Source organism: Mycolicibacterium novocastrense (genome assembly GCF_001570485.1).
Taxonomy (GTDB): domain Bacteria; phylum Actinomycetota; class Actinomycetes; order Mycobacteriales; family Mycobacteriaceae; genus Mycobacterium; species Mycobacterium novocastrense.
The window spans coordinates 38,232-59,198 of sequence record NZ_BCTA01000099.1 but is presented as its reverse complement, the minus strand read 5'-3'; the positions used below and the strand labels follow the sequence as shown (position 1 = coordinate 59,198).

At 67.1% G+C, this 20,967-nt stretch carries 20 protein-coding genes; 6 read left to right on the top strand and 14 right to left on the bottom strand.

Translation table 11 applies throughout. The annotated features are described in order from the left end of the window. Positions 1-56 precede the first annotated feature (56 nt). The 3 genes from RMCN_RS29595 to RMCN_RS29585 all read right to left on the bottom strand — a co-directional run bounded on the left by RMCN_RS29595 (position 57) and on the right by RMCN_RS29585 (position 2,724). Positions 57-941: a universal stress protein gene (locus tag RMCN_RS29595; RefSeq protein ID WP_067396710.1), complete on the bottom strand. Its 885-nt coding sequence runs from the start codon at positions 939-941 to the stop codon at positions 57-59. Positions 942-1,030: 89 nt separating this feature from the next. Then, positions 1,031-1,906, bottom strand: coding sequence for a universal stress protein (locus RMCN_RS29590; RefSeq protein WP_067396707.1), 876 nt, complete (start codon positions 1,904-1,906; stop codon positions 1,031-1,033). A gap of 128 nt (positions 1,907-2,034) precedes the next feature. Then, the gene (locus tag RMCN_RS29585) at positions 2,035-2,724 is read right to left on the bottom strand and encodes a GAF and ANTAR domain-containing protein (protein ID WP_067396706.1); all 690 of its coding nucleotides are present in this window, start codon (positions 2,722-2,724) and stop codon (positions 2,035-2,037) included. Positions 2,725-2,975: 251 nt separating this feature from the next. Between RMCN_RS29585 and RMCN_RS29580 the strand changes: the two genes are divergently transcribed. From RMCN_RS29580 to RMCN_RS29565, 4 genes are all read left to right on the top strand, one after another. Further along, positions 2,976-4,496 (top strand): carotenoid oxygenase family protein, encoded by a 1,521-nt coding sequence (locus tag RMCN_RS29580; protein WP_067396704.1) that lies wholly within the window; start codon positions 2,976-2,978, stop codon positions 4,494-4,496. Positions 4,497-4,541: 45 nt separating this feature from the next. Then, a complete protein-coding gene (locus RMCN_RS29575; RefSeq protein ID WP_067396809.1) occupies positions 4,542-5,408 on the top strand; it encodes a winged helix-turn-helix transcriptional regulator in 867 nt (288 codons plus the stop codon). A gap of 108 nt (positions 5,409-5,516) precedes the next feature. After that, positions 5,517-5,966 carry an Hsp20/alpha crystallin family protein gene (locus RMCN_RS29570; RefSeq protein WP_067087341.1) on the top strand — a complete coding sequence of 150 codons (450 nt, stop codon included), beginning with the start codon at positions 5,517-5,519 and terminating at the stop codon, positions 5,964-5,966. Positions 5,967-6,114: 148 nt separating this feature from the next. Further along, the gene (locus tag RMCN_RS29565; RefSeq protein ID WP_067396702.1) at positions 6,115-9,399 is read left to right on the top strand and encodes a LuxR family transcriptional regulator; all 3,285 of its coding nucleotides are present in this window, start codon (positions 6,115-6,117) and stop codon (positions 9,397-9,399) included. On the opposite strand, the gene RMCN_RS29560 is transcribed toward RMCN_RS29565, so the two are convergent. Both RMCN_RS29560 and RMCN_RS29555 read right to left on the bottom strand, forming a co-directional pair. Next, positions 9,390-9,986, bottom strand: coding sequence for a GNAT family N-acetyltransferase (locus tag RMCN_RS29560; protein ID WP_067396807.1), 597 nt, complete (start codon positions 9,984-9,986; stop codon positions 9,390-9,392). The genes RMCN_RS29565 and RMCN_RS29560 overlap by 10 nt on opposite strands. A gap of 5 nt (positions 9,987-9,991) precedes the next feature. Beyond that, positions 9,992-10,408 (bottom strand): hypothetical protein, encoded by a 417-nt coding sequence (locus RMCN_RS29555; RefSeq protein WP_064412181.1) that lies wholly within the window; start codon positions 10,406-10,408, stop codon positions 9,992-9,994. Between the two features lie 79 nt (positions 10,409-10,487). Here RMCN_RS29555 and RMCN_RS29550 point away from each other — a divergent pair, with 79 nt between their 5' ends. Further along, complete coding sequence (locus RMCN_RS29550; RefSeq protein ID WP_067396700.1) at positions 10,488-10,934, top strand: cupin domain-containing protein; 447 nt, start codon at positions 10,488-10,490, stop codon at positions 10,932-10,934. 3 nt (positions 10,935-10,937) lie between these two features. Here RMCN_RS29550 and RMCN_RS29545 read toward each other — a convergent pair whose 3' ends face one another. Beyond that, the gene (locus RMCN_RS29545; RefSeq protein ID WP_067396698.1) at positions 10,938-11,297 is read right to left on the bottom strand and encodes an Hsp15 family ribosome-associated heat shock protein; all 360 of its coding nucleotides are present in this window, start codon (positions 11,295-11,297) and stop codon (positions 10,938-10,940) included. Between the two features lie 114 nt (positions 11,298-11,411). Between RMCN_RS29545 and RMCN_RS29540 the strand changes: the two genes are divergently transcribed. Next, positions 11,412-11,990: an SDR family oxidoreductase gene (locus tag RMCN_RS29540; protein ID WP_067396696.1), complete on the top strand. Its 579-nt coding sequence runs from the start codon at positions 11,412-11,414 to the stop codon at positions 11,988-11,990. A gap of 7 nt (positions 11,991-11,997) precedes the next feature. On the opposite strand, the gene RMCN_RS29535 is transcribed toward RMCN_RS29540, so the two are convergent. The 8 genes from RMCN_RS29535 to RMCN_RS29500 all read right to left on the bottom strand — a co-directional run bounded on the left by RMCN_RS29535 (position 11,998) and on the right by RMCN_RS29500 (position 20,963). After that, entirely contained in the window at positions 11,998-12,771 is a 774-nt protein-coding gene (locus tag RMCN_RS29535) for a VOC family protein (RefSeq protein WP_067396694.1), read from the bottom strand. Positions 12,772-12,839: 68 nt separating this feature from the next. Next, a complete protein-coding gene (locus RMCN_RS29530) occupies positions 12,840-13,742 on the bottom strand; it encodes an amidohydrolase family protein (protein WP_067396692.1) in 903 nt (300 codons plus the stop codon). Positions 13,743-13,824: 82 nt separating this feature from the next. Further along, positions 13,825-15,258: an aldehyde dehydrogenase family protein gene (locus RMCN_RS29525; protein ID WP_067396690.1), complete on the bottom strand. Its 1,434-nt coding sequence runs from the start codon at positions 15,256-15,258 to the stop codon at positions 13,825-13,827. A gap of 27 nt (positions 15,259-15,285) precedes the next feature. Next, on the bottom strand, positions 15,286-17,001 hold the full coding sequence (locus tag RMCN_RS29520; RefSeq protein ID WP_067396689.1) for a thiamine pyrophosphate-binding protein: 1,716 nt from the start codon (positions 16,999-17,001) through the stop codon (positions 15,286-15,288). Between the two features lie 11 nt (positions 17,002-17,012). After that, positions 17,013-17,960, bottom strand: a complete 948-nt coding sequence (locus tag RMCN_RS29515) for an acyl-CoA dehydrogenase family protein (RefSeq protein ID WP_067396687.1) — start codon at positions 17,958-17,960, stop codon at positions 17,013-17,015. Next, the gene (locus tag RMCN_RS29510) at positions 17,960-19,126 is read right to left on the bottom strand and encodes an acyl-CoA dehydrogenase family protein (RefSeq protein ID WP_067396685.1); all 1,167 of its coding nucleotides are present in this window, start codon (positions 19,124-19,126) and stop codon (positions 17,960-17,962) included. The genes RMCN_RS29515 and RMCN_RS29510 overlap by 1 nt, the downstream gene beginning before the upstream one ends. Beyond that, positions 19,123-20,049, bottom strand: coding sequence for a Gfo/Idh/MocA family protein (locus RMCN_RS29505; protein WP_067396683.1), 927 nt, complete (start codon positions 20,047-20,049; stop codon positions 19,123-19,125). The genes RMCN_RS29510 and RMCN_RS29505 overlap by 4 nt, the downstream gene beginning before the upstream one ends. Beyond that, on the bottom strand, positions 20,046-20,963 hold the full coding sequence (locus tag RMCN_RS29500; protein ID WP_067396805.1) for an acyl-CoA dehydrogenase family protein: 918 nt from the start codon (positions 20,961-20,963) through the stop codon (positions 20,046-20,048). Before RMCN_RS29500 ends, RMCN_RS29505 begins: the two co-directional genes overlap by 4 nt. Positions 20,964-20,967: the final 4 nt, after the last annotated feature.

Below are 20,967 nucleotides of genomic sequence, written 5' to 3'. Positions count from 1 at the left end.
GCCACCCTCTGGGCAACAGGGCCGGAAGACCCTAACCGCGAAAGACGGCCTGCCCGTCATCGGCTCGGTCGGCAGACCATGACCGGAACGGTGGCGTGTTGCAACAGATTCAACGCGGTCGACCCCAGGATGGCGCTGGTGAGCGCGGGCTTCCGATGGCTTCCGACCACCAGCAGCTGCGCGCCGTCCGCGTGAGAACGATCGATGAGTGCCGCAGCGGGTTTGGCGTGCTCGACGAAACACGGTGCCGAAACCTGTGGGTAGCGCTGGTTGTATCGGTCGACGTCATTCGTCAGCTGCGCCCACTCCGCCGTCTCGAGCGCATCCCAGTCGATCAGCAGCGGCAGTCGTGCGGCGACCGTGCGCAGCGGCGACGACGTCGATCGTACGGCCGCCAACTTCGCGTTGAACCGTTCGCAGAATTCAAATGCGTTCTCCAAGGCGGCCAGAGACGACGGAGTCCCGTCCACCCCGACGACTACCGGATCGTCCGTCGGCACGAGGTTTGACCCTCGCCACGCGACAACGGGGCAGTCGGCGCGCGTGGCGACGGCCAGTGTCGTCGAGCCCAGCAACAGTGCACCCGCAGCGGTGACTTCATCGTTGCCGACAACGATCATCCGTGCGCTCTTGCCGAGTTCCACCAGCACCTCGGTGATGGGAACATCGGTGGACAGAGTCGTCACCTCGAGTTCGGTTTCCTGCGCGCGCACGATCTCCTCTGCGCGGCGCAGAATGGCGTCGGCATTTTCGCGCTGGTGCGCGAGGACGGCCGCTCGCATCGCGGCGACGGTGTCCGTCAGGTTGTGCCCGACGGCCGGTAGCGCATGCACGATGTGCAACGACGTGTTGTATCTCGATGCCACCGCTGCCGCCCATCGGGCGGCATTGCCCGCGGCATCGCTGCCGTCCACGCCGACCACCACCGCACCTGTTCGCATGGAAACTCCTGTCTTCGGGATTCGTTGGCCCGTGAAGCCATCATGACCCGTGTCGCGCGCTGCGGCGTAGAGGCGAAAGTCCCTGGGCGTCAGCGCCGAGCGATGATGACCGGCATGCGTGCCGCCTGCGCGACCGCCGAGCTCACCGAGCCGAGCAACATCCCGGAGAAGCCGCCGAGACCGCGGCTGCCCACCACGAGGAGTTGGGCGCGCTCGGATTCCTCGAGCAGCCGGCGGGCGGGATCACCCGGGCCGACGATGCGCTGAACGACGACATCGGGATAGCGCTCGCTCCAGCCGGCAAGGCGTTGCGCCAGTTCCTCTTCCGGCCGTGTACCGCTCTCCTGTGCGCCGAGATCTCTGCTGCCCGTCCATACGTGCACGGCGAGCAGCCCCACGCCGCGACGATCGGCCTCGTCGAAGGCGATCTCGGTAGCCAGCTCCGAGGCGGGCGAGCCGTCGATGCCGACCACCACCGGAGCCGTCGCCGGATGATCCATCAGGGGGTCCTCGTCATGGATCACCGCCACCGGGCAGTGCGCGTGATGCACAAGACCGGAGCTGACCGAGCCGAGCAGCAGACCCTTGACACCTCCCAGGCCACGGCAGCCGACGACGATCAACTCGGCGCTCTGGGACAGGTCGACCAGTTCGGGAACCGTGGCGCCGGTGAGGACGCGATGATTGACCTCGATGTCGGGCGCGGCGCCGAGGGCATCGCTCACGAGCCCCAGAGCGTCGTTGATCACCGCCGTCCCGCGGCGCTGCCGCTCGACGGCGAACTCGCCGGACGTCGGCAGGTCCACCCATCCGCCGTTCGACGGCAGCACATGGACCACGGTCAAGGGCACGCCCCGCAACGCTGCGTCACGCGCGGCCCAGTCGGTCGCCACCCGAGACGGCGGAGATCCGTCCACTCCGACCACGATGCCGCGCGGACCCGGCTTCGCTGCCGTCGAGCTCATCTCCTCCTCCTGACCGGCGTCGAGTAAGCCACGCCCCCCATGCTCGACGGTTTGCGGGGCGTACCGAAGAGTCGAAGGTCACCAACTGCCGATGGATCCGACTGGTGACTTATCGAACGGCTCGCGGTTCAGGCGCCGCTGCGCGTGTCGATGACGCGCTGCGCGACGTCCGCGAGCTTGACGTTGCTGTCCTGGGAGAGCTGTTTGAGCATCTCGAAGGCCCGCATCTCGTCGACGCCGTAGCGCTCCATGATGATGCCCTTGGCCTGACCGATGCGATCCCGGGTGGCCATCGCCGACTTCAGCTGTTCACCTTCCCGGCTGGCCAGGATCGCCGCCGCGGCGTGTGCGGCCAGCACCGTGCCGATGGTTTCGTCCTCGGCATCGAAGGCGTTCGGTTTGAAGCCGAACATGTTGAGCGCTCCGGCGCTGCGATCGGCGGTATAGAGCTTGACCGACAGACCGCTGAACACACCGTGCTCGACCGCGGCCGCGGCGTATAGCGGCCAGCGCTCTTCCGTGCGGAAGTCATCGGTTCGCAGAATCGATTCGTTCAGTGCGGCCTCGACGCAAGGGCCCTCGCCGGACTGCATCTGGATCTCGTCGAGTGTGTGGGGTAGCTCTGACGTCCCGGCCAGCGATTCAAACTTGCCTCCCCTACCGATCAACAGCACGCCCACCGTGTCCGCACCGGGCATCAGCTCGCGCGCGGTGGCTGTGACGTCGTTCAGCACGTCGTCGACCGTGCGCGGCGGAGCAGACGCCCGTGCGAGCTCGGCCATCCGCTCAGCCAGTTCATGCGTACGAGGCTGCGTCATGGCCAGAAGTCTTCCCCTTCGGGCTTCGGTGTACACGATTGTTTGGCGTTCTTGGTATTGGGCATGTCGTGGTTCAAGCTCGGGTGACGGTCGACCGTTACTCGCGCTGAGGTCTCGTCGGTTCAGACAGGAGCCGGCGGGGCCGCCCTCTTCGGCCATCCCCGGGAGGTCACTCTCTTAGTTGTAGTACCGTCTCTGTCATCGACGGTCGCACCGCCGAGACCCCAGTTTCATCGGCGGGAGGGCCTGACATGGGCAGCGCGAATGTGGAGATCGTCGGCAAGTACCTCTCGACGCTTCCGGATGACGACGACCACCCCTACCGCACCGGACCCTGGCGTCCCCAGAACACGGAGTGGAATGCCGACGACCTCGCGGTGGTCGAGGGCGAGATCCCGTCCGACCTGGACGGTGTCTACCTGCGCAACACCGAGAATCCGCTGCATCCGGCGTTGAAGCTCTATCACCCCTTCGATGGTGACGGCATGGTGCACATCGTCGGCTTCCGTGATGGCGAAGCGTTCTACCGCAACCGCTTTGTCCGTACCGACGGTCTGCTGGCCGAAAACGATGCCGGCGGACCGCTGTGGCCGGGGCTGGCCGAGCCGATCGAGTTGGCCAAGCGCGACTATGGCTGGGGCGCGCGGACCCTGATGAAGGACGCGTCGAGCACCGACGTCATCGTGCATCGCGGCGTCGCGCTCACCAGTCACTATCAGTGCGGCGATCTTTACCGCATCGACCCGTTCTCCGGCGACACCCTCGGCAAGGAGGACTGGCACGGCCGATTCCCCGCGGACTGGGGCGTCTCGGCGCACCCGAAGGTCGACGACCGCACCGGCGAACTGTTGTTCTTCTCGTACAGCAAACAGGACCCGTACATGCGCTACGGCGTCGTCGACGAGGGCGGCGACCTCGTCCACCTCACCGACGTACCGCTTCCCGGTCCTCGGCTGCCGCACGATATGGCGTTCACCGAGAACTACGCGATCCTCAACGACTTTCCGATGTTCTGGGATCCCGAGCTGCTCGAAGCCGACCTCCACTTTCCCGGATTCCACCAGGACATACCGTCGCGGTTCGCCGTGATCCCCCGCCGCGGAGGAGCCGCCGACATCCGGTGGTTCGAGGCCGATCCGACGTTCGTGCTGCACTTCACGAACGCGTACGAAGACGGCGACGAAATCGTCCTCGACGGGTTCTTCCAGGGCGATCCCACACCGGTGGGCACCGGCGACGTGTACCAGAAGATGTTCCGGTACCTCTCCCTCGACGGGCTGCAGACTCGGTTGCACCGGTGGCGGTTCGACCTCGTCACCGGGCAGACCACCGAGGAGCAGCTGACGGACTCCATCACCGAATTCGGCATGATCAACAGCGGTTACGCCGGGCTGCCCTACCGCTACACGTACGCGGCCACCGGCAGGCCGGGCTGGTTCCTGTTCGACGGCCTGGTCAAACACGATCTGCAGACCGGTGCCGAACAGCGGTTCAGCTTCCCCGACGGGGTGTACGGCAGCGAAACCGCGATGGCGGCGCGTTCGGGGGCCACTGCCGAGGACGACGGCTACCTGGTCACGCTCACCACCGACATGATCGCCGACGCCTCCTTCTGCCTGGTGTTCGACGCGGCGAGCGTCGACGACGGACCGGTGTGCAAACTGGCACTGCCGGAACGCATTTCCAGCGGAACGCACTCGACGTGGGCTCCGGGGTCGGAGCTGCGACGGTGGCGGGAGACCGATACGGCGGCCGAGGCCATCGGCCTGTAGGTGCCCCCATCCGAGCCCGTGTCCGAGCCGAACGCCGTCGCCCGCATGCTCGGGTTGCTCGGCGACGAATGGACGCTGCTCGTCATGCAGCAGTCGCTGCTGGGGGCGACCCGGTTCGGTGACTTCAAGTCTCGCCTGCCGATCTCCAACTCCGTGCTGACGGCGCGGCTTCGGACGCTGACGGATGCGGGACTGCTCGAGCGTCGTCAATACCAAGACCGGCCACCGCGTTTCGAGTACCTCGGCACGCGGCGCGGCCGGTCGCTGTGGCCGGTGTTGCTGTCGATCTGGGAGTGGGAGCGTCGCTGGGTGCCCGGCCACGCCGAGCCGCTGCCCGCCATGCGCCATGCCGCATGCGGCGCCGATTTCACCCCGATGGTGACGTGCCGTTCGTGCGGCGAGAGCGCAGGTGACAAAGATGTTGTCGCTCAATGGGGTCCGAGTGGGTCGTGGGAGCGATCGGTGCCCTCGACCACCATGACGCGCAGGCGCTCGGCGGCCGATCAGCAATCGTCTGCGGGTCTGTTTCCGCAGACGATGAGTGTCATGGGGAACCGCTGGGGCTTCGCGCTGCTGGTAGCGGCATTCGTCGGCGTTCGGCGGTTCACCGACTTCCAGGCTCAGTTCGGCGCGCCGCCCGGATCGATCGCCGACCGGTTGGCCATCTTCACCGCCAACGGGGTCCTCGTCGACGTCGGCACCCGGTACGAGCTGACCGAGAAGGGCCGTGCGCTGTTCCCGATTCTGGTGTCGGCTTTGCAGTGGGCTCAGCGCTGGTTCACCGACCTCGAGGGGCCTGCGGTCGTGCTGACCCACACCGCATGCGGGCAGCGCTTCACCGCCGTCTTCACATGCGACGGATGCGGCCGACCGCTGGCCGGCGCACAGGTCTCGGCCGTGGAAATCTCCTGAAAATTTTCTGGCACTCTCTGGCGTCGAGTGCTAAACTTACAGGTGCGCACAGTAATTTGGCTGCCCGCCAGGGTGGCGGGCTCTGAGTGGCATAGGAGGTGGATTGCTGTGCTTCGCTTTGATCCGTTCACCGAACTTGATGCTCTGACCCGGGGCCTGCTGACGAACCAGACCGGATCAAATCGTTCCCCCCGGTTCATGCCGATGGACCTGTGCAAGGTCGACGACCACTACCTGCTGACCGCGGATCTGCCCGGCGTGGACCCCGGCTCGGTGGACGTCAGCGTCGACAACGGCACGCTGACCATCTCCGCACACCGCACGGCACGCTCGGATGACGGTGTGCAGTGGCTGGCCAACGAACGGTTCTTCGGCACCTACCGCAGGCAGCTGTCCCTCGGCGAAGGCATTGACGCGTCGAAGATTTCGGCCACCTACGAGAACGGCGTGCTGTCCGTGACCATCCCGATGGCCGAACGCGCCAAGCCGCGCAAGATCGACGTCGCCCACGGCGGCGGCCAGAAGTCGATCGAGACCACGACCGTCGAAGCCGGCTAGCCGCACCCATTCGAGACTGCGGTCAGATCGCGTTCCAACCCGATCCTGCGATCTGGCCGCAGTTTCGGCGTGTCTACGCGCCCCTCTGCGACAGATCTACGCATCCGCGCCGATGTTTCGCCGTGCTGACGGCCGCACGCTGGTTAGCATGACTGGAATCGACGCGGCGCCGTTGAACTGGAGCGACTTGGGCGTGAGCGAGCTGGTACCGACCGGAACGGTGACGCTGCTGCTGGCGGACGTCGAGGGATCCACCCGGCTCTGGGAGACCCAGCCCGATGAGATGACGGCGGCCTTCGCCAACCTTGATCGAACGCTGGCCGAGGTCATCGGCGCGCACAGCGGCGTCCGGCCCATCGAGCAGGGCGAAGGTGACAGCTTCGTCATCGCGTTCGGGCGTGCAAGCGACGCGGTGGCATGCGCCCTTGACCTACAGCGCGCTGCACTGACACCGCTCCGGCTGCGTATCGGCTTGCACACCGGAGAAGTGCAATTGCGTGACGAGGCCAACTACATCGGCCCCACCATCAACCGCACCGCCCGGATCCGCGATCTTGCGCACGGCGGGCAGACCGTCTTGTCCGGTACGACAACCGATTTGGTGTCCGACCGCTTACCCGTAGATGCATGGCTCGCCGAACTCGGGACGCATCCGGTTCGCGACCTACCCAAGCCCGAACGCGTGGTGCAGCTGTGTCACCCCGCAATCCGTAACGACTTTCCACCGCTACGCACCGCCAAAAGCTCACGCTCACAAAATCTCCCGGCACAACTGACCAGCTTCGTCGGCCGCGCTCAACAGCTGGAGGAAGTATGCCGGCTGCTCCTCGACAATCGCCTTGTCACCCTGACAGGAGCGGGTGGTGCCGGTAAGACACGTCTCGCCATTGAGGCCGCGAATGCATCGTCCGGAGAATTCGACGACGGCCTGTGGTGGGTCGACTTGGCAGCCATCGCCGATCCGGCGGTCGTCTCGATCACGATCGCCCGCACGCTCGGCCTGCCCGACCAGCCCGGGCGGTCCCCCCTTGAGACGGTGCAGCGCTTCATCGGTGACCGCGAAATCCTGCTCCTACTGGACAACTGCGAACACCTCCTGGACGCGTGCGGTGACGTGATCACACGACTGCTGAGCAGTTGCCCGCGGTTGACGATTCTCACCACCAGCCGTGAACCGATCGCGGTGTCCGGAGAGATCACCTGGCGAGTGCCCTCGCTGTCGTTGCAGAACGAAGCCGTCGCGCTGTTCACCGACCGGGCCCAACGGGCGCGGCCCACGTTCCACGCCTCGGGCGACGACCTTCAACTGATGACGGACATCTGCCGTCGACTCGACGGGATGCCGCTCGCGATCGAGTTGGCGGCGGCCCGGATTCGCGCATTGTCACTGCGCCAGATCGCGGACAGCCTCAACGACAGGTTCCGGCTCCTCACCGGCGGTGCCCGAAACACCATGCGGCGCCAACAAACCCTGCGGGCCTCCGTTGATTGGTCTCATGCGCTGTTGACCGAGCCGGAGCAGGTCCTGCTTCGACGGCTGGGCGTATTCATGGACGGATTCGACCTCGACGCTGCGCGCGCTGTCGCGGCCACCAGCGAAGCCGAGGAATTCCAGATCCTCGACCAGCTCACCCTGCTCGTGGACAAGTCGCTCGTCACCGCCGAGGAAGACGCGGCCACCATGCGGTATCGCCTGCTCGAGACCGTCCGCCAGTACGCGCTCGAAAAGCTTGCCGAATCAGGCGAAGCCAGCCTGATACGGGCTCGGCATCGAGACCACTACGTCGCCACGGCAACTGGGCTGGAGGGCGACGATGGACTCATCGGATGGGCGGAGCGGGAGACCGGGAATCTACGCGCGGCGCATGCCTGGAGCATCGATAGCGGGGAGTTCGAGCCCGCCTTGCAGATGACCTCGGCTCTGCAGCGGCTCTGGGAGACGCGCGGCAGGATGCGCGAAGGCATCGCCGCGTTCGATCTCGTTTTCAATGACAAGCGCTATCGGGACGACGACGTCGCTCCAGCGGTCTGGGTGCGCGCCGTCGCAGACAGGAGCATTCTGACCGGCTGGACCGCCGAAGTCGCAAGCTTGGAGCGCGGCCAGGAGGCGCTGGCAGCTGCCCGGGCCCTGGGCGACCAAGGACTGATCGCATGCTGCCTGGCCGCCTGCGGCGCGCTGGCCTACTACAACCCGGAGGTGTCACAGGCGTACTGGGCTGATGCGATCGAGCTCGCGCGCAGGAGCGGCGACAGATCAAAGGTGTGCTATTTCCTCAGCTGTCTGGCCGTCGCCACGAATGTGGCCGGCCAGCCCATCGCCTCGCAACTGGCAGCGGAAGAGGGTCGTCGCGTCGCCGACGCCATCGGTGATGGCTTCGTGTCGCGTCATTGCCGGATCTGGCTTGCGACGGCGATGGGCTGGCAAGGCGGAGTGTCAGGAGCCGACGACGTGCTCCGGGGACTTGGCGAAGCGGCACACGCTGCCGGCGAACCGATGCTCGAGTTGTTCGCACTGACGGTCGAGAGCAACTCGTTCGCATTCGAGGGGAGGGCGTCGGCGGCTCGGGCGAAATCCGAAGAAGCACGCGAGACCTCGATCGCGATGGGCGGTTTCCATGAGGACAAGATTCACATTGCCTGGGCACTTTCCGCCCTGGCCGCCGACCGGGGCGCGGAGGCAAAGGCGGAGTGCGAAGCGGCGATAGGACAAACCGTTCCCGAGCAGATGCCCTACGTGCGAGCCCTCACTCCGATGACCCTGGCGCTGCTCGCGTGCAGTGAGGTCGCCGCCGCACGCCGGTGGGTCGACGAAACGGTCGGCCTCACGGTCGGCAATTACCAACTGAACGCGCTCGTCGCGCGAGCTCACGTAGCGCTTGCCCAGGGCGAACGCGACCAAGCCGAGCGGGACGCCCACGAGGCCCTGGCGCTCGCTCTGGTCACCGGTGCGTTCCTGCGCGTTCCCGAGGCGCTCGAAGCTCTCGGGCGTTGTGCGGCCGACTATGGCAATCACCGGCACGCGGCCCGGCTCTTCGGCGCGGCCACCGCGGGCCGAAGCGCGATGGGCGTGGCTCGGTGGCCCGTGTACGCGATCGGATACGACGATGCGGTTGCACTGTGCCGAGAAGCCCTGGGAGAAGGCGTGTTCAACGCCATCTGGGCCGAGGGTTCGGCCATGTCGACCGAGGAAGCCATCGCTTACGCCCAACGCGGGCGGGGCGACCGTAAACGGCCCGCGAGCGGATGGGAGTCGCTCACGCCGACCGAGCGGGACGTCGTCCGTCACGCGGTCGACGGACTGGGCAATAAGGCCATCGCCGAGCGGATGTTCATCTCGCCGCGCACCGTGCAGACACATCTGACCCATGTCTACGCCAAGCTCGGATGCGCCTCGCGGATTCAGCTCATCCAAGAGGCCGCACGTCACGCGTGACGGCTCAACCGGTACCGCAGGTTGTTGCGCACAGCCGGCCACTCGACGTCGAGAATCGAATACACCACAGTGTCCCGGCGCGAACCATCGGGCAGCACCTGGTGGCTGCGCAGTATCCCGTCGAGTTTGGCACCCAGGCGCTCGATCGCCGCACGGCTGGCCATATTGAAGAAGTGCGTCCGGAATTCGACTGCCAAACAACCCAACTCGTCGAACGCATGGCCGAGCATCAGCAGCTTGGTCTCGGAGTTGACGCCGGTGCGCCGCGCCGAGGCGACATACCAGGTGTTGCCGATCTCGAGCCGCCGGTTGGCGCCGTCGACGTTCATGTAGCTCGACGACCCGACCAGTGTTCCGTCGTGGCGCCGCACCACGAAGGTCAGACCGGTGTCGGGCGCCTGCACCGCCAGTCTGGCCTCCACCCATCGCTCGACGGAGTCGGCTGCGGGCGCCGCGGTGAACCACAGGCGCCCGAGTTCACCGTCGGCGGCGACGGCCGCGATCTCCGAAATATGTTCACGGCGCAGCGGTTCCAACGCCACCCATTGGTCGCCGGTCAGGACGACCGGCTCGACGAACCCGCTCACGCCACCTAGGCGACCGTCGCCCACGCGGCCACCATCGCCCACACCGACAAGACCACCGCCACCACGGCGACGGCGGCGCCGAGGTAGAGCCCGTAGCCGGCCGACACCGGTGGGTACACGTAGAGCCGGTAGTACCACACGGCGAGGACCACCAGTAGCACCGAAATGGCCAGCGCGGCAGTCGATGCGATGCGAGCCGAGAATCCTCGGGCCGACATCGCACCCGCGACGATCAGCAACGAGGCCAGCAGCACGATCAACTGGCCCACCCCGAATCCGGGTTTCGGCGTGGGGAGGTCACCGAAGATGCCGCCGATCGCGCTGACCCGGCCGCCGTTCGCGGTCAGCCACGGCAGCCAAGCGCTCACCGACACGATCGCCCCGCACAATGCGACCAGCCATCCGGGGCGCACTCGCGACATGCCACGAGCCTATCCGGCTGGATCGCACCGCCCCGGTCTCTAGTCTGGAGTGTCCAAAACGAAAAAGGCAGGTACTGGAATGACCGATCTTCCGGAATGGGCGCAGCGCCTCGACCTGTCCCCCCATCCGGAGGGCGGGTGGTACAGGGAGACGTGGCGCAGTGACCTGATGGTGCCGCAGTCCGCACTGCCGCCGGACTACACCGGCCCGCGCAGCGCCGGTACGGCGATCCTCTTCCTGCTGATGCCCGGTCAGCAGTCGGCATGGCACACCGTGCGCAGTGCCGAGCTGTGGCTGTTCCACGCGGGCAGCCCGCTACTGCTCGAGGTCGGGCCCGAACAGGACCGCGCCACAACGCATCTACTGGGGGTCGACATCCTCGCCGGCGAGCAGCCCCAGTTCGTCGTGCCGCCGGGCCACTGGCAGCGCGCCCGCCCCCGCGACGACGAGCCGAGCCTGGTCAGCTGCGTCGTGGTGCCGGGTTTCGATTTCGCGGACTTCGAGCTCGCAGCCCCGACAGGCTGAACTTCATCGAGCCCGCAGCCTCTCCAACATCCGGCGATCGCGCTTGGTCGGTCGGCCCGCACCGCGATCGCGGGCCGCGAATTGCACCGCTTCGGTGACCGCAGGCTTGGGTGTCCGGTCGAGATAACACGTCGACGCGTCGGCCGCGCCCACCCGCTTGTGGATCACCCGCAACACCTCCACCACGCGCGTGGTCTGCCCGAGGCGGGCCCGCACCTCGTCGCCGGGCGATACCGGGGTGGCCGGCTTGGCGGGCCGCCCGTTGATCCGGACGTGCCCGCCCCGGCATGCCTCGGCGGCGTCGGGCCTGGTCTTCGCCAACCGGACCGACCACAACCACCGGTCTATGCGGGTCGACTCCACGCCACCATCATGACCGACGGCTACCTTATTGTGACCTTAGATAGACCTTATTTTTCTTAGAAATAGGTGTACGGTTGGGGCCACGCGGGCGCGCAGCGACGGAAGGAGCCCGACATGGATCACCAACCCGAACGAATCGTCCTGGTCACCGGCGGCTCGAGAGGCCTCGGCGCGCGTGTCGCGCGCCAGCTCGCCGGCGCCGACACCCACGTCGCCGTGACGCGCGACATCTCCGACGAGGTCGAATCCGCGGAGGTGATCGACGGCATCGCATCGCGCTTCGGTCGGTTGGACACGTTGATCCTCAACTCGTCGGACGCGCTGGACACCGGTGCGGACCCCGACTGCGCGATGCGCCTCAACCGCGACGCCCAACGCCGGCTCGCCCTGGCGGCTCTACCGCTGATGCCGGTCGGCGGACGGATCGTCTTTGTCACCAGCCATCAGGCCCACTTCTTCCCCGACAAGGCGGTGCCCAAGGGGTACACGGCCGTCGCGGCCAGCATGCGGGCCGGCGAAACCGCCCTGCTGACAAGGCGTTCGGAGTTCCGCCAGGCCGGCGTGCAGCTCACGGTGGTGTCCGGCGACATGAGCCACATGACCTTCGCCGACGCCGTCGTCGACGCGGCCACCACGCCGAACCCGGCGAGCATCGTCTTCGTCGGCAGGACCGACTACCTGATGACCGCCTGACGCTCGCTCACCGCAGCGAGGACAGGTTGAAGGCCGCCCCGGTGCAATCGGCCACCGCGGCCAACCGACCGTACGGCGTGTCCTCGGCGCCGCGAATCACGGCGCCGCCGTTGTCGAGGACCAACTGCACGGTCTTGTCGACGTCGTCGGCGCCCAGGAAGAAGTTCCAGTGCGAAGGCTCGGACTCGGGGAGGAAGGCGCTGCCGTCCATCAGGCCGAGCAACGCCTCACCGTCGAAGTTTGCCGTGCTGTAACGGAATTCGTCGGTGTCGGACACCGTCTCGAGCTGCCAGCCGAACAGGTCGCGGTAGAACTGCTGCGACCTGGCGTAGTCGCGCCCGGTCCATTGGAAGTACACCGGTGCCCCGTGCTCGTTGACGACCTCGAATCCGCGGTGCCCACCCGGCTGCCACAGCCCGACGAACGCGCCGCTGGGGTCGGACAGCATGCCCATCCAGCCCTTGTCCTTGACCTCCATCACGGGTGCTCCGCACGTCGTCGCGCCCGCGGCGATCGCCGCGTCGAGGGTGGCGTTGGCGTCGGTGGTGTGGAAGTAGGTGGTCCAGCCGTCCGGGCTGTTCCACTGCGGGTCGTTGAACATCAGGCCGGCGATCGGCCTGCCGTCCTTGGACGCGGTGACATAGCCGCCGTATTCGGGGCCCGCCGACTCGAACGTCCAGCCGAACACCTCGCCGTAGAAGGCTTGCGAGCGTTCGACGTCGGAGGACGCCAGGTCGATCCAGGTGGGGGCGCCCACGGGGGCGGAATTGCGGACGGGCACAATGGTCTCCTTCTCGGTGAGTGGTCAGTCACCGGTGCAGACCGCCGTCCGCCCGAAAACTCATCGGACTAGCGCGCGACCCCCAGGACCCGCAGCGCGTTCTCCTTGTAGATCAGCGACTGCACCGCCGGGTCGATATCGAGGGTGTCGAAGTCGGCACGCCACCGGTCGATCTGGATGTACGGGAAGTCGGTGCCGAACAGGACCTTGGTGCGCAGTTGCCGGCTCATGGCGCGGACCAGCTGCGGCGGGAAGTACTTCGGGCTCCACCCGGACAGGTCGATGTACACGTTGGCCTTGTGCGTGGCGATCGCGATCTGCGAGTCGACCCACGGCACCGCGGGATGGGCCATCACGATCGTCAGATCCGGGAAGTCGGCGGCGACGTCGTCGAGCAGCATCGGATCGGAGTAGCGCAGCTTGATGCGGTGCCCGCCCGGCAGGCCCGAGCCCATCCCCGTCTGCCCGGTGTGGAACAACGCGGGCAGTCCGGCCTCGGTGATCGCCTCGTAGATCGGGTAGAAGCGACGGTCGTTGGGTTCGAACGCCTGCATGCTCGGATGGAACTTGAAGCCCTTGACCCCGTAGTCGCGGATGAGCTCGTGCACGCGGTGCACCGCGCGCCGCTCGTGCCACGGGTCGACGCTGCCGAACGGGATCAGCACGTCGTTGTTGCGCGCGGCGCCGGCGACGAGGTCCTCGATCGAGTTCGGTACGTGGCGCATCGCCGTGCGCGCGTCGATGGTGAAGACGACGGAGGCCGTGTTGTGCTGCCGGTACAGGTCGGCGACCGCGTCGACACCGGCCGTGGCGCCCGGTGGCATCTTGAAGTATTTCTCGGTCGCCTCGACGAGCTCGTCGACGTAGGCCTTGTGGCCGTGGCAGTCGATCTCGACGTGGGTGTGGATGTCGATCGCCGCGATGCGGTCGAAATCGATGCCGTATTCGTACTTCTCGCCTCGTACCGTCACCCACGTGACGATATACGCGCTGAACCGCTTGCGATTCGGATGTCCAAACAGTCGAATAGCGACTGTTTGGACACCGACATCCCTATCCGGCGGCCTCCGGCGCGTAGCCCAGCGCGGCCTTGATCTCCAGGAACTCGTCGAACGCGAAGTGGCCCCACTCGCGCCCGTTGCCGCTGCGCTTGTAGCCGCCGAACGGAGCGGCCATGTCGAAGCCGTGGTTGATGGCCACCGAGCCCGCCCGGATCCGCCGCGCCACCGCGCGGGCCTTCTCCAGGTCGGCGCCCGAAACATAGCCCGCCAGACCGTATTCCGTGTCGTTGGCGATCTCGAGCGCCTGATCGAGGTCGTCGTAGCCGAGGATGCACAGCACCGGGCCGAAGATCTCCTCGCGGGCGATCGTCATGTCGTTGGTGACGTTCGCGAACACCGTCGGCTTGACGTAGTAGCCCTTGTCGAGCCCGTCCGGCCGTCCGGTGCCGCCGACGGCGACGGTCGCGCCCTCGTCGATGCCCTTCTGGATCAGGCCCTGGATCTTGTCGAACTGCGCCTTGGAGGCCACCGGTCCGATCGCGGTCTTGTCGTCCGGGTCGCCCACCTTGACCGCGCCCGCCACCTCGCGGGCGATCGCGATCGCCTCGTCCATGCGGGAATTCGGCACCAGCATGCGCGACGGTGCGTTACAGCTCTGACCGCTGTTCATCATCATCACCGAGACACCCGCGGTCACGCTCTTGGCGAAGTCGTCGTCGTCGAGGACGATGTTCGGGCTCTTACCGCCGAGTTCCTGGGTGACGCGCTTGACGGTCAGCGCCGCGTTCTTGGCGACGTCGACACCCGCGCGCGTCGACCCGGTGAACGACACCATGTCGATGTCGGGATGGGCCGACAGTGCCGCTCCGACGCCCGGCCCGTCACCGAACACCATGTTGTATACCCCGGCGGGAACGCCTGCCGAGTCGAGGATTTCGGTGAAGATCTGGCCCGAGTACGGTGCGACCTCCGACGGTTTGAGCACCATCGTGCAGCCCGTGGCCAGCGCGGGGAACACCTTGCAGGCGATCTGGTTGATCGGCCAGTTCCACGGCGTGATCAACCCGCACACCCCGATCGGCTCCTTCACGACGAGCGTCGCGCCGTGCTGCTCTTCGAACTCGAAGTTCTTCAGCACCTCGATGGCCGTGGCGAGGTGGCCGAGCCCGAGGTTGACCTGCGGGCCGGCCGCCAGCGACGCCGGCGCGCCCATCTCCTCGTTGACCGCGTCGGCGAGGTCGCCCGCGCGCTTCTGGTACTCGCCCATGATCGCCTGCAGCAGGTCGAGTCGTTCGTCGCGGCTGGTCTGTGACCAGGTGTTGAAGGCCCGGCGGGCGGCCTGCACCGCGACGTCGACGTCGGCCGCGGAACCGATCGCGATCTTGCCGGAGACCTGTTCGGTGGTCGGGTTGTCGACCTCGAGGCTGTTGGGCCGGATCGGGTCGACCCACTGGCCGTCGATGTAGAACTTCAGATATTCACGCATGGCTCTACTCTTCTCTATTACGTGGTCCTACTGCGTGCCTTCTGCATACCAGGTGCGGAATCGGTCGTACTTAGGCATCTCCTCGGAGTTGGCCTTCGGGTCGATGCAGACGTGCACGACGGCGGTCTTACCACTGGCGAACGCCCGCTTGATCGCCGGGCCGATCTCCTCGTCCTTCTCGACGTACTCGCCGTGGCACCCGAAACCCTCGGCGACCTTGTCGAGCCGGACGTCCTTGCTCCAGTGCACGCCGGGTTGCGGCGACGGCTGTTCGAACGTGCGCTTGTAGACGCCGACCTCCAGGCCCCACTGATGGTCGACCCCGACGACGCAGACCAGCGGCAGGTTCTCCCGCACCGCCGTCTCGAGTTCGGCGATGTGGAACAGGAACGCCGAGTCGCTGGTGAGCAGCATGACCGGGCGTTTGCGGCCCTCGGCGACCGATGCGCCGACCGCGTACGGCAAGCCCGTGCCGAGATGGCCGAAGTTCTGGTTCCAGATCACGTCGCGTGGCTTGGTCTGCGAGTAGGTCCACTGGAAGATCACCGTCGCGCCGCCGTCGCGGACCAGGATGCCGTCCTCGGTGCACTCGTCGAAGGCCTTCGTGGCCTCGACGACGTAGCGGGCCGGGTGAATCGGCGAGCGACCGCTCGGCGCTTCTTCGGCCACCCGGGCGAGTTCGGCGGCGTCTGCCTTGATCAGTGCCTCGAAGTCGGCCGACGGTGTCCGCGGGTTGTCGCGCAGCGCCTCGACCAGCTGCGGGACCACACCGCGCAGATCGCCGACCAGCGGCACGTCGATCGGTCGGTTCACCCCGATCGCAGTCGGATCCTGTTCGACGAGAACCCATTTGCGGTTGGCGTCGCCCTCCGCCCAGTGCTGGGTCCGGCCGTAGTGCATGGGCTCACCGAGCTCGGTTCCCAGCGCCACGCACAGATCGGACTTCTCGACGGCCTCGTTGGCCGCCGGGGAGAACAGGTACGGGAACGTGCGGTCCTGCAGGCCCGGGATGAACGACGTGCCACCCGAGGTCTGGATCACCGGGCAGGCCATCAGCTCGGCCAACTGCCTGACCTGTTCCTGGGTGCGCGAGGTGTGGACTCCGTGGCCCACCAGCAGGATTGGGTTCTTCGCCGCCTTGATCAGTTTGACCGCCTCGGCGACCTCGCGTTCGCCTGCGCCCTGATTGACGAGGCGATACCGGTGCGGCGGCAACGGATCCGGCACGTCGAGTTCTTCGAGGATGACGTGAGACGGGTACTCGACGTAGCTGGGGCCGGGGGTACCGGACATGGATCGACGGATCGCCTCGCGGATGATCTCGTCGGTCTGGTCGGCGTACTCGATCGAGCTGCTGAACTTGACGGAAGCCTCGAAAAGCGGTTCCTGCTGGACGAATTGGATGCGACCGCGACGCACCCGACGCTCGGTGACGCGGGCGCGCTGCCCGCCGAGGAAGATCACCGGTGAATTCTCGACGAGTGCGCACTGGATCGCGCCCGCGATGTTGGCCATGCCCGGGCCCAGCGTTCCGATGCACAGTCCCGGCGTGCCCGTCATCCGCGATGCCGCTTCGGCCATGAACCCGGCGCTGAGCTCGTGGTGCGGTGCGACCACCGACCATCCGCGGGCGTCGGCTTCGGTGAACATGTGCACGAAGTTGGGGTCGGGGATGCCGAACAGCGTGTTGACGCCCTCGGCCTCGAACAGGTCGAGTATGCGCTTGTATACGGGTACACCCATGTGAAGCTCCTTTACTGGTAGCGCTTGGCTAGTTCTTGGCGATGTGCTGACGGAGAGCCGAACAGTGATCGGTTCAGGGTGGCGCGTTTGAGGTAGACGTGGATGCCGCTCTCCCACGTGTATCCGATGCCGCCGTGCAATTGCATGGCCTTGCCGGCGATGTCGACCGCGGCCGCGCAGGCGTACGACTTGGCCATGGAGACGGCGACTCCGGCATCCGGTGCGTCCTCGGCGACGGCCTGCACTGCGGCACCGACGAGTTGGCGGGACACGGAGATGCTGACGAGCATGTCGGCGCAGGCGTGTTTGACGGCCTGGAACGAGCCGATGGCCCTGCCGAATTGCTGACGCACCTTCACGTATCCGACGGTGGCGGTGAGCATGGCCTCGCTCAGACCGAGGCTGTCGCAGGCGATGGCCACGGCGGCGCGGTCGCGGAGGCGTGGCACGGCGGTGTCGTCGGCGAACGGCAACAGTTCGGCGCCCGCCGTATCCGGTGACACGGCCGCCAGCGACCGCGTCTCGTCGACGACGGGGCGCGGCGTGGCTTGTTGTGCGGTCACGGCGATGCCGCGGTCGGTGACGATCAGCACCCGGTCCGCACCCTCGGCGTCGGGCACGAAGTCGTGCGGTTCCAGCGCGACGGTCATCCGGGTCGCGCCGTTGGCGAGTTCGGTGAGCAGATTGTCGCGAGTGTCGCTGGGCCGCACCGCGTTCAGCGCTGCGGCGGCGAGCACCGCGCTGCCGAGGAAGTGGGTGTCGCCGGCGGCGCGTCCGATCTCCTCGCAGATCACCGCGACCTCGGCGAACGACGCACCCGCGCCGCCGAACTGCTCGGGCACCTCGAGCCCGACCCAGCCGGCATCGATCAGCGTCGGCCATTCGAGGTTGCGGTCCTTGGCGAGCAGATCGCCTGCCACCGAGCGCAGTTCGTCGTGGAATTCGGTGAAGTCGGTCATCAGACGGCGCTCGGTTCCCGTGGCAGGTCCAGTCCGCGTTCGCCGATGATCGTGCGCTGGATCTCGCTCGCACCGCCGGGGATCGTCCATTCCCACGATCCGATGAAGTCGAGCACCCACGCGCCCGACTCCCAGCCACTTGACATCGGCTTGGCCAGTTCGGTGTGGGCGGTCAACCCGCCGATTTCCGCGCCGAAGTTGGTCATGCGCTGAAGTAGTTTGCTGTAGAAAAGTTTGACGATCGAGGCGTCGGCCGGGCTGGCCGTGCCTCTCTCGTTGTCCTCGACCACCTTTCGGCACAGCGCCCGAAGGCCCGTGATCTCGGTTTCGAACTGCGCCAGCCGGTCGGCGACGATCGGGTCGTCGACGGGAGCGCTTCGGACCAGCCAGCGAAAGCCCGCGTTTCCGAGGCGCTCGGCGAGTTCGAGCATCGTCATGCCGCGCTCGGCGCCCAGAGTGGCCTGGGCGACCCGCCAGCCGTCGTTCTCCGCCCCGATCAGGTTGGCTGCGGGGATCGTCACGTCGTTGAGGAATATCTCGCAGAAGTGCGAGTCGCCGATCGCATTGCGGATGGGACGGACCTCGACGCCGGGAGTGCTCATGTCGAGCAGAAAGTACGAAATCCCCTCGCGCTTCGGCGCATCCGGGTCGGTGCGAGCCAGCAGCAGGCACCAGTCCGCGTGCTTGCCTCCGCTCGCCCACAGCTTCTGGCCGTTGACGACGTACGAGTCACCCTCTTTGCGCGCGGTGGTGCGCAGGCTCGCCAGGTCTGAGCCGGCCTCGGGTTCGGAGAAGCCCTGCACCCAGATCTCGCCGTCGAGGATCGCAGGCAGGTGCTGTCGCCTCTGTTCTTCGGTGCCGGCGACCAACAGCGTCGACGCGGCGTGGTGGATGCCGACGAACGCGAGCACCAGTCGCGGGGCGTCGTGCGCGGCCAGTTCCTGATACAGCACGACCTGTTCGGCCACCGACATTCCGCCGCCCCATTCGGCAGGCCAGTGCGGGACGGCGAAGCCGGCGCTGTGCAGTTCGGCGAACCACTGCTTCTGGAAGGCGACGAACTGCTCATCGGTTGCGCCGGTCTGTGTTTCGCGCCAGTCTGGCGGGATGTGCTCGACGCACCACTGCCGCACCATCTGCCGAAACCGGTCGAGCTCGGCGGTCATAGGCACACCGCCCCGGCCCGCAGGTGGTCCATCACGCGCGCGACGGCCAGGCCGTCGTCGAAGCCCGGGGTGATCTGAGTCCCGCTGCGCAACGCCTCGGCGACGTGTCCGAAGAACGCCGAGAGCGCAGGCGGGGGTGAGCGCCGCGGCGGCGGTGCGAATTCAGTGGTCTCGGGATCAGCGCTGGGCCGGCGCACCACCAGCGTCGTATCGGCGGTCAGTTCGACGGTGCCGTCGCTGCCCAGCAGCGTGACCGACGGCGGCGTGGGCACCGCGGCCGCGAAACCGGTGTCGTGAGTGGCGGTGCAGCCGTTGGCCATTGCGAACCATGCCGAGTAGGCATCCTCGGCGGTGGCCTGGTCGGGCGATCCGTCGATGCGGGTGATGCCGCCGCATTCGGTGATCTCGCTGCCGAAGAGCCACCGGGTGAAGTCGATCAGATGGGAGCCGTAGGCGCCGATCCAGCCGCCGCCGAGTTCGCGGTCGTTGATCCAGCCGAGTTTGCGGCCACGCAGCCCGCTTCCGAAGAACGTCCAGTGCAGGTGCCTGGGTGTGCCGATCGACCCGCCGTCGGCCAGCTCCTTGAGCCGTGACCATGATTCGTTGAACCGGAACTCGAAGTTCAGGAAGTGCAGGACGCCCGCATCACGGGCCATATCGCGCATCTGCGCCGCCTCGTCGGCGTTGCGTCCGAATGGCTTATCGCACAACACCGCATGCCCGTGTTCGATGGCGCCGGTGACGTGCTCGAGGTGCAGGAACGGCGGGGAGTGCACGGAGATCAGGTCGACATCCGAGGCCAGCGCGGCTTTGACCGCGGCGTCGTCGCGCGGGCTGACGACCTCCACATCGAAGCCCGCTGCAGCGTACGCGGGGGCCGCGGCGTGCTTGCCGAAGCCGGTGCCGATCACCGCGACCTTCATGCGTACAACCCCGTCAGGCCTGCGCGGCCCGCCTCGCGGGTCAAGGCATCGCGGGTCGCCGACAGCCCGAGAGGCAGCCGTCGCAACGGCTGGCTGTAACGGGACAGCCACGACAGGGTGGTCTCGTCACAGAAGCCGACCGCACCGTGCAACTGGTGGCATACGCGGAACACGACTTCGGCGGCTTCGAGCGCCGACAACCGCAGTGCGAGTGCGTCGGTGAGCGCCTCGGGCCGGGCGGTGGCGATGCTCCACAACGCGTACTTGGCGAGGATGTCGAGGCCGCTGCGTTCGACCTCGGCGTCGGTCAGCTGGAACTGCACACCCTGAAACGACGACAGCGTCTGGCCGAACTGCTTGCGCAGGCTGACGTGAGCGACGGTCAGCTCGATCGCCCGGTCGAGCATGCCGAGCAGCGTCCAGCACGGCAGTACCAGTCCGAGTGCGACATCCGCGGCACCCTGGTCGTCGACGACGGCCGTCTTCAACTCGGAGACGAAACCCGGCCCGACGGGACCTATTTCGGTCACGGTGCTGCGAGTGCCGTCCAGCGTGACTGTCGTCCAACGGCTCTCGGTCCCGGCCACCGCTGCGGCGGGCCGGTTGCCGGCCACCACGATCAGGCCGTCGGTGTCCAGATCGGTCGGGGCGGCCAGCCGTTCCGCGACCGGATACGGCAGCGCCCAGTATCCCGCGCTGCGGCACAGCGCCGCGGCCGCTTCCAGGCCGTCGGCGTCGCTGCGCGCATCGAGTTCCCAGGCGCCGAGCCCCGCGAGGCTCGCGCCGACCAACGACTCACGGGCCTCGGGTTTGGCCTCGGCCTGTTGGACGAGCTCATCGCCGCCGGCCGCCTCGAATGCCCGAAGCGCCTCGCGCCCATACTCTTTGGCGTCATCGGACAGGTCGAGGATCATCTCG

Bases quoted from the DNA above. Each gene is read 5' to 3' on its own strand.
- RMCN_RS29505 (WP_067396683.1), bottom strand. From the start codon at position 20,049: ATGAAGGTCGCGGTGATCGGCACCGGCTTCGGCAAGCACGCCGCGGCC.
- RMCN_RS29550 (WP_067396700.1), top strand. From the start codon at position 10,488: ATGACCGATCTTCCGGAATGGGCGCAGCGCCTCGACCTGTCCCCCCAT.
- RMCN_RS29555 (WP_064412181.1), bottom strand. From the start codon at position 10,408: ATGTCGCGAGTGCGCCCCGGATGGCTGGTCGCATTGTGCGGGGCGATC.
- RMCN_RS29585 (WP_067396706.1), bottom strand. From the start codon at position 2,724: ATGACGCAGCCTCGTACGCATGAACTGGCTGAGCGGATGGCCGAGCTC.
- RMCN_RS29590 (WP_067396707.1), bottom strand. From the start codon at position 1,906: ATGAGCTCGACGGCAGCGAAGCCGGGTCCGCGCGGCATCGTGGTCGGA.
- RMCN_RS29575 (WP_067396809.1), top strand. From the start codon at position 4,542: ATGCTCGGGTTGCTCGGCGACGAATGGACGCTGCTCGTCATGCAGCAG.
- RMCN_RS29500 (WP_067396805.1), bottom strand. From the start codon at position 20,963: ATGATCCTCGACCTGTCCGATGACGCCAAAGAGTATGGGCGCGAGGCG.
- RMCN_RS29580 (WP_067396704.1), top strand. From the start codon at position 2,976: ATGGGCAGCGCGAATGTGGAGATCGTCGGCAAGTACCTCTCGACGCTT.
- RMCN_RS29515 (WP_067396687.1), bottom strand. From the start codon at position 17,960: ATGACCGACTTCACCGAATTCCACGACGAACTGCGCTCGGTGGCAGGC.
- RMCN_RS29540 (WP_067396696.1), top strand. From the start codon at position 11,412: ATGGATCACCAACCCGAACGAATCGTCCTGGTCACCGGCGGCTCGAGA.
- RMCN_RS29525 (WP_067396690.1), bottom strand. From the start codon at position 15,258: ATGCGTGAATATCTGAAGTTCTACATCGACGGCCAGTGGGTCGACCCG.
- RMCN_RS29510 (WP_067396685.1), bottom strand. From the start codon at position 19,126: ATGACCGCCGAGCTCGACCGGTTTCGGCAGATGGTGCGGCAGTGGTGC.
- RMCN_RS29565 (WP_067396702.1), top strand. From the start codon at position 6,115: ATGACTGGAATCGACGCGGCGCCGTTGAACTGGAGCGACTTGGGCGTG.
- RMCN_RS29595 (WP_067396710.1), bottom strand. From the start codon at position 941: ATGCGAACAGGTGCGGTGGTGGTCGGCGTGGACGGCAGCGATGCCGCG.
- RMCN_RS29520 (WP_067396689.1), bottom strand. From the start codon at position 17,001: ATGGGTGTACCCGTATACAAGCGCATACTCGACCTGTTCGAGGCCGAG.